This window comes from Paenarthrobacter sp. TRD_SC_7, from assembly GCF_056156245.1.
Map to the genome: position 1 here is coordinate 859,522 of NZ_CM149587.1, position 13,819 is coordinate 873,340.

Annotated in this window: 13 protein-coding genes; 4 read left to right on the forward strand and 9 right to left on the reverse strand. The window is 62.8% G+C overall.

What is annotated here, in order from left to right; genetic code table 11:
* Nucleotide 1 precedes the first annotated feature (1 nt).
* On the forward strand, nt 2-1,519 hold the full coding sequence (locus tag AC0J5Z_RS04280; protein ID WP_475037662.1) for an MFS transporter: 1,518 nt from the start codon (nt 2-4) through the stop codon (nt 1,517-1,519).
* Nucleotides 1,520-1,587: 68 nt separating this feature from the next.
* Here the strand turns inward: AC0J5Z_RS04280 and AC0J5Z_RS04285 are convergent, their stop codons facing one another.
* On the reverse strand, nt 1,588-1,773 hold the full coding sequence (locus tag AC0J5Z_RS04285; RefSeq protein ID WP_475037664.1) for a hypothetical protein: 186 nt from the start codon (nt 1,771-1,773) through the stop codon (nt 1,588-1,590).
* A gap of 192 nt (nt 1,774-1,965) precedes the next feature.
* Between AC0J5Z_RS04285 and AC0J5Z_RS04290 the strand changes: the two genes are divergently transcribed.
* On the forward strand, nt 1,966-2,895 hold the full coding sequence (locus AC0J5Z_RS04290; protein WP_475037666.1) for a threonine/serine dehydratase: 930 nt from the start codon (nt 1,966-1,968) through the stop codon (nt 2,893-2,895).
* 84 nt (nt 2,896-2,979) lie between these two features.
* Here AC0J5Z_RS04290 and AC0J5Z_RS04295 read toward each other — a convergent pair whose 3' ends face one another.
* Complete coding sequence (locus tag AC0J5Z_RS04295) at nt 2,980-4,218, reverse strand: IS110 family RNA-guided transposase (protein WP_475035764.1); 1,239 nt, start codon at nt 4,216-4,218, stop codon at nt 2,980-2,982.
* A gap of 81 nt (nt 4,219-4,299) precedes the next feature.
* Here AC0J5Z_RS04295 and AC0J5Z_RS04300 point away from each other — a divergent pair, with 81 nt between their 5' ends.
* Nucleotides 4,300-4,431 (forward strand): hypothetical protein, encoded by a 132-nt coding sequence (locus AC0J5Z_RS04300; RefSeq protein ID WP_475035766.1) that lies wholly within the window; start codon nt 4,300-4,302, stop codon nt 4,429-4,431.
* A gap of 83 nt (nt 4,432-4,514) precedes the next feature.
* On the opposite strand, the gene AC0J5Z_RS04305 is transcribed toward AC0J5Z_RS04300, so the two are convergent.
* Nucleotides 4,515-5,507 (reverse strand): ABC transporter substrate-binding protein, encoded by a 993-nt coding sequence (locus AC0J5Z_RS04305; RefSeq protein ID WP_475037667.1) that lies wholly within the window; start codon nt 5,505-5,507, stop codon nt 4,515-4,517.
* A 291-nt stretch (nt 5,508-5,798) separates the two neighbouring features.
* On the opposite strand from AC0J5Z_RS04305, the gene AC0J5Z_RS04310 reads away from it, so the two are divergent.
* The gene (locus tag AC0J5Z_RS04310) at nt 5,799-6,788 is read left to right on the forward strand and encodes an LLM class flavin-dependent oxidoreductase (protein ID WP_475037668.1); all 990 of its coding nucleotides are present in this window, start codon (nt 5,799-5,801) and stop codon (nt 6,786-6,788) included.
* Between the two features lie 12 nt (nt 6,789-6,800).
* Here AC0J5Z_RS04310 and AC0J5Z_RS04315 read toward each other — a convergent pair whose 3' ends face one another.
* From AC0J5Z_RS04315 to AC0J5Z_RS04340, 6 genes are all read right to left on the reverse strand, one after another.
* Nucleotides 6,801-8,237: an amidase gene (locus AC0J5Z_RS04315; protein ID WP_475037669.1), complete on the reverse strand. Its 1,437-nt coding sequence runs from the start codon at nt 8,235-8,237 to the stop codon at nt 6,801-6,803.
* Entirely contained in the window at nt 8,234-9,466 is a 1,233-nt protein-coding gene (locus AC0J5Z_RS04320; RefSeq protein WP_475037670.1) for a M20 family metallo-hydrolase, read from the reverse strand. Before AC0J5Z_RS04320 ends, AC0J5Z_RS04315 begins: the two co-directional genes overlap by 4 nt.
* Nucleotides 9,467-9,511: 45 nt before the next feature.
* Complete coding sequence (locus AC0J5Z_RS04325) at nt 9,512-10,873, reverse strand: MFS transporter (protein WP_475037671.1); 1,362 nt, start codon at nt 10,871-10,873, stop codon at nt 9,512-9,514.
* Entirely contained in the window at nt 10,870-11,019 is a 150-nt protein-coding gene (locus tag AC0J5Z_RS04330; protein ID WP_475037672.1) for a hypothetical protein, read from the reverse strand. The genes AC0J5Z_RS04325 and AC0J5Z_RS04330 overlap by 4 nt, the downstream gene beginning before the upstream one ends.
* Nucleotides 11,020-11,214: 195 nt before the next feature.
* Nucleotides 11,215-12,132: a LysR family transcriptional regulator gene (locus AC0J5Z_RS04335; RefSeq protein ID WP_091469746.1), complete on the reverse strand. Its 918-nt coding sequence runs from the start codon at nt 12,130-12,132 to the stop codon at nt 11,215-11,217.
* 29 nt (nt 12,133-12,161) lie between these two features.
* Nucleotides 12,162-13,814, reverse strand: coding sequence for a PucR family transcriptional regulator (locus AC0J5Z_RS04340; RefSeq protein ID WP_475037674.1), 1,653 nt, complete (start codon nt 13,812-13,814; stop codon nt 12,162-12,164).
* Between the last annotated feature and the right edge of the window lie 5 nt (nt 13,815-13,819).

The following is a 13,819-nucleotide window of genomic DNA, read 5'->3' on the forward strand; positions in this document are numbered from 1 at the left end:
GGTGTCGACCAACCGCCGCATCGCGATCAGCGCGGCCAGTCTCGCAGTAGCGCTGGGCGCGCTCGACACCTACGTCGTCGTCACGATCATGACCGACATCATGCGCGACGTCGGCATCGGAGTGAATCAGCTCCAACGGGTCACCCCGATCATCACCGGCTATCTGCTCGGCTATATCGCGGCAATGCCGCTACTGGGTCGGGCCTCGGACCGGTTTGGGCGGAAGATGCTCATCCAAGTCAGTTTGGCCGGCTTCGCGCTCGGATCCGTGGTCACGGCACTGTCAACCGAGCTCCCCGTGTTGGTCCTCGGCCGCACTCTCCAGGGCGCCGCCAGTGGCGCGCTGCTGCCGGTGACGATGGCCTTGGCCGCCGAGCTGTGGGCTGCGCGCAACCGCGCAGCTGTGCTCGGCAGTGTCGGTGCCGCACAGGAACTTGGCAGCGTGCTCGGCCCGGTGTACGGCATTGCCTTGGTCGGTCTGTTCCAGCATTGGCAGGCCGTTTTCTGGGTCAACGTGCCGCTTGCGGTGATCGCGATGGTGATGATCCACTTCACCCTGCCCGGCCGGCAAAGAACCGATGATCCCCAGAAGGTCGACGTGCTCGGCGGTCTCCTGCTGGCCATCGCCCTGAGCCTGACAGTTATCGGGCTTTACAACCCCAAGCCCGACGGCAAACTGGTGCTGCCCATCTGGGGAATGCCAATGCTGATCGCCGCGGCCGTGGCGAGCGTCGCGTTCTTCCTCTGGGAAAGGTTTGCCCGCACCCCCTTGCTGGAAACGACAGGAATGCACCTCAGACCGTTCCTAGCGGCACTTGGCGCGTCGTTCGCCGCCGGGGCAGCTCTCATGGTGACCCTCGTCAACGTCGAGCTTTTCGGTCAGGGCGTCCTGGGCCAAGACCAGAACCAGGCCGCCCTCCTGCTGCTGCGCTTCCTCATCGCATTGCCGGTTGGGGCGCTACTCGGCGGATGGCTGGCCACCCGGATCGGCGACCGGATCGTCACGTTCGCCGGCCTGCTCCTCGCCGCCGTGGGCTATCTGTTGATCTCGAAATGGCCCGTCGATGTGCTGACGGCACGACACGATCTCGGACTGTTCACCCTGCCCACACTGGACACCGACCTGGCCATCGCCGGCCTCGGTCTCGGCCTGGTGATCGGCCCGCTGACATCAGCGACGCTTAGGGTGGTTCCCGCCGCCCAACACGGGATCGCATCGGCAGCGGTCGTGGTCGCCCGCATGATCGGCATGCTGCTCGGCATCGCGGCGCTGAGCGCATGGGGCCTCTACCGGTTCAACCAGCATCTGGCCAGCCTGCCCGCCAGTACGGGCGGCGACACCCTCGCGGAACGATTGTCAGCCGAGGCCGGCCGGGTCCGCGACGCGTACGCCCTTCAGTACGGCGAGATCTTCTCGATCACCGCGATCGTGTGTGTGGTGGGCGCCGTGCTGGGTCTGCTGATCAGCGCACGCGACGAGTACGCCGAGGAGCCAGACGCTGCGGGAAACCCTCAGTAGCTCCGTGAATTCGACCGGCGACAGCGGACCCGCGAACTCCAGCGACCCTCCACCGGAAGGACCAGCGGCTAGACCTGGTGTCCGGTCAAGGCGCTAAGGAGCGCCCATGCGAACCACAACAGCAGCGCGAGAAACGTTGTGGCTCCAATGGTGATGGCGAAGGCGAGCCGGCGACGTTTACGACGGAGGTTCAGGTCAGGGCCGTAGTTCTCCTTGTCTCTGCCTCCATGACGGTACTTCGGCAAATCGCTCATGGGATCCCGTTCTGTTCATACCGATACCTGTGCGGGCAACTTCGAATTCGGTGATCTCTTCGTTCTCGTCCTTGCACCACCAGCAAGACTTCGTGAATTTCGTTCGCCAAGCCCTCGTCCGTTTCCTGATCCGGAACGGGATTTCCTGGATCTCCAAACCATAGGATGAAACGGACGAAAGGTGCAGCCACGATGGTCACACGCGAAGAAGTAGAAGCAGCGTACTCACGAACAGCCGGTTGGGTTCGCCATACGCCGCTGGCCGAGAGCGGCAACCAAGAGCCTTATCACCTGTGGTTCAAATGCGAGTACATGCAGCACACGGGCTCGTTCAAGGCCCGCGGCGCCTTCAACCGCCTGCTCACGGCGAAGGAAAGCGGGGAACTGGATCCGAACGTGGGCATCGTGGTGGCTTCCGGTGGCAATGCTGGCCTTGCCAACGCTTACGCCGCAGCCAAACTGGGAGTCCCGGCTACGGTGTTCGTTCCTGAGTCGGCTCCGGCAAACAAGGTCCATAAGCTCTATGCCAGTGGCGCGAAGGTAGTCCAGGGCGGCGCCGAATACGCAGAGGCGTATGCCGCAGCGATCCGCTTCGCTGAGGAGAAAGGTGCCGTCTACTGCCACGCTTACGACCAGCCCGAGATCGTGGCCGGCGCAGGTGGCGTTGGGCTTGAGCTCCTGGATGAACTGCCCGACGTCGACACGATCCTCGTTGCTGTTGGCGGCGGTGGGTTGATGGGTGGAATTGCCGCAGCCGCCGAAGGCAGGGCGCACGTGGTGGGCGTCGAACCCGAGACTGTCCCCACCCTGCATACGGCGCTGGCCCAGGGTGAGCCCGTGGACGTTGCGGTCTCCGGGATCGCAGCCGACTCCCTCGGGGCCCGGCGGATCGGAGAGATCGGCTTCGGAGTTGCCCGACGCACCGGTGTCCAAAGCGTGCTGGTTTCGGACGAGGACATTGTCCGGGCACGACGCAGCTTGTGGGAGAAGCATCGCATCGTGGTGGAGCACGGCGCTGCGGCAGCCTATGCAGCGCTGCTCTCAGGAGCGTACAAGCCGCACGACGGCGAAACGGTGGCGGTCATTCTGTGCGGAGCCAACACGGACCCCGCCCACTTCTAGGCGCACCCAAGTAGGTCGCAGCAGGGCGCGTTTTGAGGGCTCATAACGCGCTCAGCTGCGACCTAATACGAAAGTAGTGGTGACTCAGGCTGCGGTGGTTGGGCTGATGGTGACGTTGTAGCCGAGGTTGTTGAGTTGTTTGATGGCGTTGTTTTTCGCGCGGGATGGGTTGATGCGGGTGAAGTGGTCTGCGCCCGGGTCGGTGTAGCACTCGCCGTTGGCGAGCATGTGCCATGCCGCTGTCAGGATGGAATGCTCGATCGCTACGACCGCTCTCATGGGTCCGCGGCGGGCTGCTATGCGGTGGTATCTGGCTGCGAGGTACGTGCCTTGCGTTCGTGTCGCTGATAGGGCTGAGGTGCCGAGAGCGGCTTTGAGGTATTTGTTGCCGGGCATGATGTGGCTGGACTTGATCCTCCCGGCGGATTCATTGGCGCTGGGACAGACGCCGGCCCAGGACGCGAGCCGGGCCGGCGTTTCGAAGACGCGCATGTCTGCACCGGTTTCGGCGATGATCACTTCGGCAACTTTGAGGGATACTCCGGGGATGGTGGCCAGGGCCTGCCTGGCTTCACGAAAGGGTTCCATAGCCTCCTCGATCCGCCCGGTGAGCGCCTCAATGGTTCGGGTCTGGGCATCGATCTGGTCCAGATGCAGCCTTGCCATGAATGCGTGGTGAGGCTTGAACCTGCCGGTAAGGGCATCAACAAGGGCAGGGACTTTGGAGCGCAAGGTTCCTCGAGCCATTCCTGCCAATACCTGAGGATCACGTTCTCCGCTGATCAAGGCCTCAAGCATCTCTCTGGACGAGACCCCCATCAGGTCCGAGACCTCCGAGGAAAGCTTGATTCCCGAGCTCTCCAGAAATTTCTCCAGCCGCTGGATCTCTCGGGTCCTGTCCCTGCCGGCGATAGCACGGGCGCGGGTCAGGTCCCGGAGTTCACGGATTGGCTCGGGTGGAACAAAGGAACCCTTGAGCAACCCGTAAGCGGCCAACTGCGCCAACCACGCCGCGTCCGAAACATCGGTTTTGCGCCCGGGGATATTCCGTGCAGCCTTGGCATTGACCAGCATCACCGGCAACGTCTCTTCAAACAGATAGAAGAAGGGCTTCCAGTAATCGCTGGTCGCTTCCATCACCACGGCAGAAACCCGTTCACGCTCCAGGAAGTCCCGCAGTTCCAAGATCGATTGTGTGGTTGCACCCCAGGTCGTAACCCGTGAGATGTAAGTCCCCGCCCGCGTCCCCGGAACCCGGACACAGACCTTCGCGTCCCGCTTGGAAATATCCAACCCCGCGGCCCGCTCGTGCACGATATCCATTGCACCCTCCTACCCCTGTAGCTCCTTAGTTAGGTGTCTGCCACGGGGAGGACAGGGAAACTATTCAGGAATCTAACACTCGTGCTCAAAGCAACAATCCACGGTGCCCGTGGAGTCCTCCGGGTCACGCTACTTGACGGGCACAAAGGCACCAAGGTCACAGCGACCTCAACCACAGCAGACAATCCCATGATCCACCGCCCCGCCCGGTAACAACAGACCCGTGTTACACCCCGCACACACTTTCTAACACCACGGTGCGGCAGCGCCGCCTGACCGCTACTTGGGTGAGCGAGCTACTTCTTGGGCAGGCCTGCCGGGTTCAATTCGGACGCGGGAATGGCTTCGGATGAAAGACCCCAGCGGTCCAGGATCTTGGCGTAGTTGCCGTCCTTGATGAGCGTGTTGAGCGCAGCTTGGGCGGCGACCGCAAGGCCGTTGCCCTTCTGGGTGGTGAAGGCAATTTCAGCCTTCAGGGGCCAGCCGCCTTCGAGCGTGCCCACTTCCTTGGTCTTTCCATCTTTCGCGGCCTTGTACGCGGCGGACGCGTTGGGCCCGAACGTCAGGTCAGCACGGCCGGACTGGAGGGCGAGCTGGGAGGCGGAGTCGTCGTCGTAATACTGGAATTCAACGGGCTTCAAGCCGTTCTTCTTGTTCTCCCCGTCCCAGCGCACCAGGATCGCTTCCTGGTTGGTGCCCGAGCCGACGATGATGCGCTTCCCGGCCACGTCCTTGGCTTCCTTGATGGTGGAGATGTCCGAGTCTGTCTTTGCGTAGAAGCCCAGGAGGTCGTTGCGGTACGTGGCGAAGTCGAACTTCTCCTTGCGTGCCTCGGTGACAGTGACGTTGGAGAGGACGGCCTCGTACTTGCCCGATTCGACGCCCAGGGGCCAGTCTGCCCACGCTACCGGCAGCACCTCCACCTGCAGGCCCAGGCTCTCGCCCACCGCGTAAGCAATATCCACTTCGCTGCCAATGAGGGTCTTGTTGTCCGTGGCGAACGTGCTCAACGGGGGAGTGCCACCGGTGGTCACCACGGTCAACTTGCCGTCCGCCTTGGAGGCGTCCGGCACAAGCGCGGCCGCGGCGGAGTCCACCGTCACCTTGATGCGGTCCTGCTGGGGCGTCAGGTTGAACTCTTTGGTGGACGAGCTGGAAGAAGCGTTCGACGCCGGCGCTGACGCCCCCGTTGCGGCCGTTGCCCCGGGATCGGAGCAGGCCGCCAGCCCCAGTAACGCCGTAGCGGCCAGCGCCGCGGTGGCGCCGGTCTTGCGAGCAAAACGTGCCATTGTTTCTCCTTGGGTTCCCCTGATCATCGCGACAGGGTGGGCTGATGCGTACTTGTGGCTGCAACTATCCGGCAGTCCCTGGTAGACGGTCAAAGCGGTCTGAAACGCTGGGATACAGGGGTTCACGGCGGTTAATCGGGCGTCGAACGGGGTCACAAAACTGTCCCGAAACCTTGTGAAAGAAGCGCGCGACGCAACTCACAGAAATAAGCCGGGTGTCGTCGTCGTTGTCGCTAGAGTGCCCGGCAATCAACCGTGCGGGCACAAAAAACGTACCGAAAGGCCTTTCCTGTGACTGTTCCTCTTTCCATCCTCGACCTGGCAACCATCGGGAAGGGCCAGACGGCGGCGGAAAGCCTCGCGGGCAGCGTGGCAATGGCGCAGAAGGCCGAAGAGCTGGGGTACCGACGTGTTTGGTACGCCGAGCACCACAACATGTCCGCCATCGCCTCCTCGGCTACCAGCGTCCTGATCGCCCACATAGCCGCGCACACCAACACCATCCGCCTCGGCGCCGGTGGTGTCATGCTGCCCAATCACTCGCCACTGACCATCGCGGAGCAGTTCGGCACCTTGGAGACCCTGCATCCGGGGCGGATCGACCTCGGCCTCGGACGGGCCCCCGGTAGTGACCAGAACACCATGCGTGCGCTGCGCCGCGACCACACGTCCTCGGACAGGTTCCCGCAGGATGTCCTTGAACTGCAGGGCTACCTCACCGGTCCCACCCGCATCCAGGGTGTTGAAGCGACGCCGGGCAAGGGTACCAACGTGCCGCTGTACATCTTGGGATCCTCGCTGTTCGGCGCACAGTTGGCCGCCCAGTTGGGTCTTCCTTACGCTTTCGCTTCACACTTTGCCCCCGCGGCGCTGCAGGATGCTGTGGCCATCTACCGCCGCGAATTCAAGCCCTCGGATCAGTTGTCGGAGCCGCACGTGATCGCTGGCGTGAACGTTACGGCCGCTGACTCCAATGCTCAGGCGCAAGCCATCCACCTCGCCGTGAAGCGCGCCCGCGTCTCCCTGTTCTTTGGTGGCGGCCGCGAGTTCACGGACGATGAAGCAGACATGGTCCTGGATTCCCCGCAGGGCCAGCACATCGCCCAGATGATGAAGTTCTCCGCCGTCGGTACCAAAGATGTGGTGCGCGATTACCTCGACGAGTTCACGGCGTTCGCTGACGCCGACGAACTGATCGTGGCCCACCAGAGCATCGGCACCGAAGAGCGCTTGCGGTCCGTGGAGCTCGTTGCCGAGGTTGCGGGGCTTGTAAGCGCGTAGGGTGGCTCTCCGCTACCCGAAGTGCCCAGCGAATTCGTGTGCCATGGGGTGGCGATCAGCCCACGGAAGCACCGATTCCACGGCCGCACCGATGTGGAATACGGTCGCGTCGTCGAAGGGATGACCCACAATCTGCACCCCTGTGGGAATACCGCAGTCTGCCATGCCGCTGGGAACGGCCAGGACCGGGCATCGATTGGCAATGTTGAACGGCGCTGTCATATGCGCTTGCCAGTAATGGCTGAGGTGTTGACCATTGGCGTCGATTCCGTCCAGGTAGTCGGCGTCCGCATCCAAAGCCGGCACAGCCGATGCCGGGCACAACAAAGCATCAAATCCGGTCATGGCCTCGGCGAGCTGCCCTTGCAGGAGGGTTTCGGCCCGCAGCCCGTCCACATATCGGTTGGCCTCGGCTGCCGCGCGGGCGTCAGCCATGAAGCGCCTGGTGTAGGCGGCAAGCTGTGGCTCGCTACCGGCCGTTTCGCCCTCCATGGCCGGACCCAGCAGATATCCGAAGTGCGTAAACATGGTTCTGCTGATCTCCTCGACGGTCCAGGGGAGGACGATCTCCTCCACCACGGCCCCAGCCGCCGTCAGTGCTTCCGCCACTCTACGGGTGTTGGCCTCGACGTCGGGAGCTACAGGGTAATTGCCCAAACGTAGGCAAAGCGCGATCCGCAAGCCGGCCACCGATGCCGGATCCGGAGTTATGGACGCAGCGTCGGCCACTGTGGTGTGATCACCGGGGTGCCGCCCGGACATGATGTTCGCCAGCAATGCCGTGTCTGCCACGGTACGTGCCATGGGTCCATCGCCACGGTAGTGGTCCGCTGACAATGGGGCTAACCCTGGAATCCTTCCGTAGGGCGCCTTGTAGCCGACTGTTCCAGTGAACGACGCCGGCAACCGGGTTGATCCAGCGATGTCGGACGCCGTGGCCAAGGGCGCGAACCCTGCAGCCAACGCCGCACCTGAACCTCCCGAGGACCCACCGGGGGAGAACTGCTGGTTCCACGGGTTTCGGGTGACACCCCAGAGCGGGCTGTGTGTGACAGTGGCGCAGCTCAATTCCGGCGTGGTGGTTCGGGCGTGGATGATTCCGCCGGCCCTTCGGATCCTGTCAATCACAGGATGGTCGGCCACGGCAATGGTGTCCTTCCGCGCCATCAAACCCTGGGACAGCGTGCGGCCCTTAAGCCCGTGCTTTTCCTTTGCAGCCACCGGCAACCCCAGCAGGGGAGTGATATCGCGTCCGCGGGCATACTGGGTGGCTGCCTTTCGTGCCGCTGGCAGGGCTTCCTCAAAGAGTGTCTCTGTCAGCGCATTGACGCCGCCGTTTACCTCCCCGATGCGGTCGATCAGCGCTTCCAGGAGTTCAACCGGGGATAGCTCACGGCTCCGGAACAGACCCAGGGCCGTACTGGCGTCGAGGTAGTGCAACGCGGTCATGCCAGCTCTCCCTGCACCAGTTCCCGGGCAACACCCGTCAGCATCTGCACGCCCGTCACCATGTCCTCGTCGCTGGTGAATTCGCGCTCGCAGTGGGATACGCCGTCCACGCTCGGGATAAACAACATCACCGACGGAACGGCCGTGTTCATGGCCACGGAATCGTGCCCGGCCATGGTCTGGATGCGGCGGGAAGACAGCCCAAGGTTGGCCGCGATCTTGGCTGATAGTTCCAGCCCGGCTTCCGGGAAACGTCGGATGGGGCGGATATCGAAGTCTTTGACGTTGACCTTGATGTCGTGTTCAGCGGCCAGCGCGTCAATGTCGGCCAGCAACCTGGCGCGGGCTGCATTGACGATCTCCGGGTCGCCGGACCTCAAGTCCGCGACCAGGTGCACGCGACGTGCGACGACGATTGGCGAGTTGGGCTCCAACGTCAGCTGGCCCACCGAAGAGACCAGCGCCTCCTCGTCGAAGTCCTTGGTAACCTCGTGGACCATCAGGATGATTTTCGACGCCGCCACCAGGGCATCATGCCGGTCTGCCATGGCGGTTGCACCGGTGTGTGACTGTTCGCCCAGCACTTCAATGTCCAGCTTTTGCGTGTACCAGCTGCTGTCCACCAATCCGATGCTGATTCCTTCCCGTTCCAGGATGCGGCCCTGCTCTATATGGATTTCTGCGTAGCCCGCGGCCTTCGGTCCAGCGTCCGTGCCGAGGTAACCAATGCCTTTCAACGCCTCACGGACTGAGACCCCCTGAAGATCTTTGACGGACAACATCTGTTCACGGTCAAACAGCCCCGTGAAAACGGAACTTCCCATGACGGAAGGTGCGAACCTGCCGCCTTCCTCGTTGAACCAGTTGACGACGGCCAAGTTGAAGCGGGGCGCAGTGCCGGCCGCCCTGACTTCGAGGTCAATGGCCTTGGCCGCGTGCAGGGCGGCAATCACACCGTAGGCGCCGTCGAATCGGCCACCCAACGGCTGGCTGTCCAGATGGGAACCGATCAGGATGAAGGGCGCCCCGGGCGTCCACTCAAGCAGCCCGAACATATTGCCGATGCCATCCACCTGAAGCTGCCATCCGGCGTCGTGAACCCACTGTCCAAACCACGCGCGGGTCTTTGCATCATCCGGCGTCGCGGCTTGGCGGTCGACGCCGTTATTGGCTGTGGCGCCGATGGTGGCCACGTGGTGGAAGTCCTGGAGAAAAGCTGAAGAGGTCATGGAAAATCCTTACAGTGCTCTGAAAAGTGGTGGGCTCGGTGGGTGCTAGCCCATGCGGCCGCGGGTCTCCGGCACCTTGGTGAAGAGGATCAAGAGAAGTACGACGGCGGCAGCTGCCGCCATGTACAGGCCCGGCGCATGCGGTACCCCGGTAGCTCCAACCAGTGCGGTGCCGATCAGCGGGGCGGTGCCGCCGAAGATCGCGTACGCGCCGTTGTAACTGACCGCTGCGGAGGTGAAGCGGGTCTTGGTTGTGAAGATCTCGACGAAGAAGGTGTAGCAGCCGCCACCGTAGATGCAGAGTGCCACCACGAAGATTGATTGGCCGAGCAGCGCCAAGGGCAAGCTGCCGCTGGTTACGAGCATGAAGCTCGGGATGGACAGCAAAGCCAGGGCAGTGGAACCGGCGATCAACATTGGCTTGCGACCGAAACGATCCCCGAGTCGCCCGCCGATCGGTAGGAGTACGGCATAGAGTGCCAGTGCCGCGGCGTTGACCATGAGCGACTGCTCACGGCTCAGTTTTCCTGTGGTTTGAACGTAGGAGACAAAGTACGCGGACAGGAAGTAGAAGCCCATGGCTGTCAGGCCCATCACGAAGATGACTTGCAGCATCCGGAGCTTGTTTTCGCGGAAGGCCTCGCGGATGGGGCTGAATTCCTTGGTCTGCCCGGACTGTGCCTTCTTGAAGACATCGCTTTCTTCGGTGCGGCTGCGGATCCACACTCCGAACAAGGCAAGGGGGAGGGCCAGCAGGAACGGTAAACGCCATCCCCATTCCATGAAGGCCGAGTTAGGCATGGATTGGCTGAGGATCAGGATCATGGTGCCCGCCACCACCGATGGCAGCGCCGTTGCTGCGATGGTGATGTTGAGCCAGAAACCCCGTTTGCTGACGGGCGCATGTTCAAAAACGAAGGACGGCGCACCAACGGATTCGCCACCCGCGGAGAATCCTTGGATCAGCCGGCAGAGTACCAGGAGGGCCGGGGCCCAAGCCCCGATTTGGGCGTACGTGGGGAGCAGCCCCATGAGGGCCGTGGCTCCGCCGATCGCGATGAGCGTGATGGTGAGGACCCGGCGCCGACCGATCCGATCACCCAGTGCGCCGAAGAACAGGCCGCCGAGGGGCCGGACCACGAAAGCTACGCCGAACGTGGCGAACGTGGCCAGCATTGCCGTCAGCGGGTTGCTGCCCGGGAAGAAGAGTTGAGAGAATACCACTGCCGTGAGGCCGTAGAGGGTGAAGTCGTAGAACTCGATGAACTGGCCAACGCTACCGCCAGCCAGGACACGCTTCTGCATGACTGTGGACTTGTGGTGGGGCTGGACATTGCCGGTGGTGGTGGGCGTCGACGGTGCCGGATCCTGGGCCGATTCTTGCTCGGCGAGCTTATTGAGGGTCATGACTGCCACGCTAGGGTGCTCAGATTTCCTGCTGCCGATTCGGTGTTTCGGCTGTGGGAAATGATTTCGGCAAATATTGCTTCGTTGTTGCGGATGGGTCCGTGGGCCGAAACCACGCGGACACTTTCTACGCTGTTCTGAACCATCGAATCTCCTCTGATCAAGATGGCAAACGGAGGTCCAGCTGAGGTGACGTTTACTGCAACGGCGGGCACTTTGGGGTATTTACCCGGTGGTGCAGATGCTGGACTGGTTCAACCTTCGGTGACGCGGATCACATCTGTCCAATTGATTGTTTTTGATTCTGCCATCGACTTATTCGATAACCCCACTGTGGGGACCTAGTCCCGGACGGCGCCGTACAACTTCAGGCAGGTCTCTTCGAAGGCCAACACCCGTTGGGTGGCCTGGACTCCTTCCGGCCGGACCAACATCACCTCGATCGGCGGGAAAGCATCCGTCAATGCCAGCGGGACTACCTTTCCACCTGAGTAGGTGACGTCACTGTGCAGCCGCTGATTGAGGATGGCATAGCCGTGGCCCTTGGCAACGAATGAGCGTACGGTCTCATAACCTGCGAATCGGTGCCGGACATTCTGGACTACTCCGGCCATGGCATAGAGCTGCTCGTAGTACTCCCGGCTATGCGGAAGGTCCAGCACTACAGAAGGCTCGCCGTCGAGCTCCATCAGCGAGATTTCACGTTCCGGGCGGCCCGCCGCCGGATGCCCCTCGTGGACCAGGATGTGTGGCGGAACCCGCTCCACCACCTTGTACGCGAAACCCTTGCCAAGGCCCAGGCCGTAGGTGAGGGCGACATCGCAACGGCCATCCATCAGTGCGTCCTGCAACGTAGCCAGATCCGCCTCCAGAATGGAAACCTCGACGCCGGGATGCCGGCTTTCGAACGTCTGCAGGATGGCAGGAAGGCGGAAAGGCGCCAGCGGGGCGAAGACGCCAACTTTCAGCTCGCCAACCAGCGTGGTGGACAGGCCTCGCGCGGACTCATACAGCGAATCTGCCTGCTCAAGGAAGGACTTGATGTCCTTGGCGAATTGCCGGCCGCTCTGTGTCAGTCGAAGGCCCCGCGACTTGTGGCGAACGAACAGCTGCGTGGCCAAGCTCGTTTCCAGTTGTGCCATCGCCGCGGATAGCGCAGACTGCGTCACCATCAGTCGCTGGGCCGCTGCCGTCATGTTCTCGAGTTCCGCCACCACGGCGAAGTACCGCAGCTGCGTGAGGGTGAAGGGTTTGGCCATCCGTCCATGGTCGCACCTGTAGCGCCCGGTTACTGTCCGCGGATGAGGTGTGCCAGGAGCGCCACATGCAGAGAGGTTCGCGATTCGGCGTCGTCCAGATTTACGGCCAGCAGTTCCTCCAGCTTGGCGAGCCGCGCATAAAGCGTGGGGCGGCTCAGGTAGCCGCTGCGTGCCATGGCGGCTTTGTTGCCACCGGATCCGAGGTAAAGCCCCAGCAGTTCCAGATATTCGCCTTTGCCTTCGGCCTCCGCTTGGAGGACGGCGGACAGCTCAGACTCCACGAACTGCTGCACGCGGGGATCTTTGCGCAAGAGGGCCAGCAGCCCCCGAAGGCGCACGTCCGTAGCACGATAGAAGGGCTTGTCCGCCTCCCGAAGCGTGGCGGCGCTCTCGGCTACATGCGCCGCTTCGTCGATGCCCGCAGCGGCTTCCAGGAGGGTGGACTTCATGTGGCCAACTCCGACGATCCACGCGGGAGGCATCGCGGAACTCGTTTCAACCCTTGGCCCTGCGGCGGCCGCGGCCAGGATCTGCAGCGTTGGCTCCTCTTGCTGCCGAGCCGGCAGGGCGAGGACCATCCCCACCGAGCCGGACTGGATGCTGGCTGCCAAGGCTGTGCCGGCGCTGGACTTCAATGCCTTGGCCAGCCGCTCCAGAAGTTCGCGTTCGTCCTGCTGCCCGGCGAAGGGGTCGGTGGGAAGGACAGGGGAACTCCACGCTTGGAGAGAGGTTCTGAAAACGATCGGCACGTAGTAAGAGGAGCGTTTCAAACCCAGGGAGCCTGCGCGTGCCAGCGCCTCCGCTTCGCTGAGTCCGCGGGGCTGGCGAAGAGCGCTCAGGAGTCCGGCTTGGGCGTGATGGCTGAGCTCGCGTTGATCGCGGTCAGCCAGCCGGTTGATCGCCAGGGTCTGGGCGGCCCGCTCCAGAACCATAATTGCCATGTCCTCATCGGCATCGACAGCCGCGGGAGGCATCGGCACTACTAGCCTGCCCCAGACTTGCTGCCGTACCCCTACGGCGGCCTGCAGCCATTGCTCCGGACCGGACCGTGCCGTCTGCGCCGGGAAGGGTGTGGTCCTGGATCGTCGCTCCCAATCGTCCAGAAGATCGGTGGTGGACACCTGCTGGCCGGCATAGGCGAGAACCAGGTGCGAGAGGTCTTCCAGCACTACGGGGCCGCCGATCATGGTGGCTGCTTGCTCCACGACGCGTTGGGTGTCGGCACTTTCCAGGCTCAGCATGGTGAATGCTTCGTGGACGTCCCGGGCACGTTCCACTCGCTCCAGTTGTTCGGCCACGATCATCCTGTGGACGATCTCCGTGACTTGGACAAATCGCACCCGATGTTCCACAACAACCACCGGCATGGATGCGGTACTGGCGGCTTTCTCCAAGGCCGTTCGGCTGCGTTGCCGTTGCCCGACCAGTTCCACAATCAATCCTGCGGCTCCGGCTGCCTCCAATGAGCGGATGAACGACGCCGATTCTTCCGGGGATTTCTCAAGCTCAAGGCCCGTTGTCAGAACCAGTTCTCCGCCGGACAGCAGGTTGCCGACGTCGAGAATTTCGCTGACGTGCACCCAACGAACGGGCGTGTCCAAACCCGTCCCCCCGCCAAGCACCTTGGGGGCGGCGGCTCGCAACACAGGAAGATCGAGGATGGCGTTAACGGTGGGCAGCATTTACA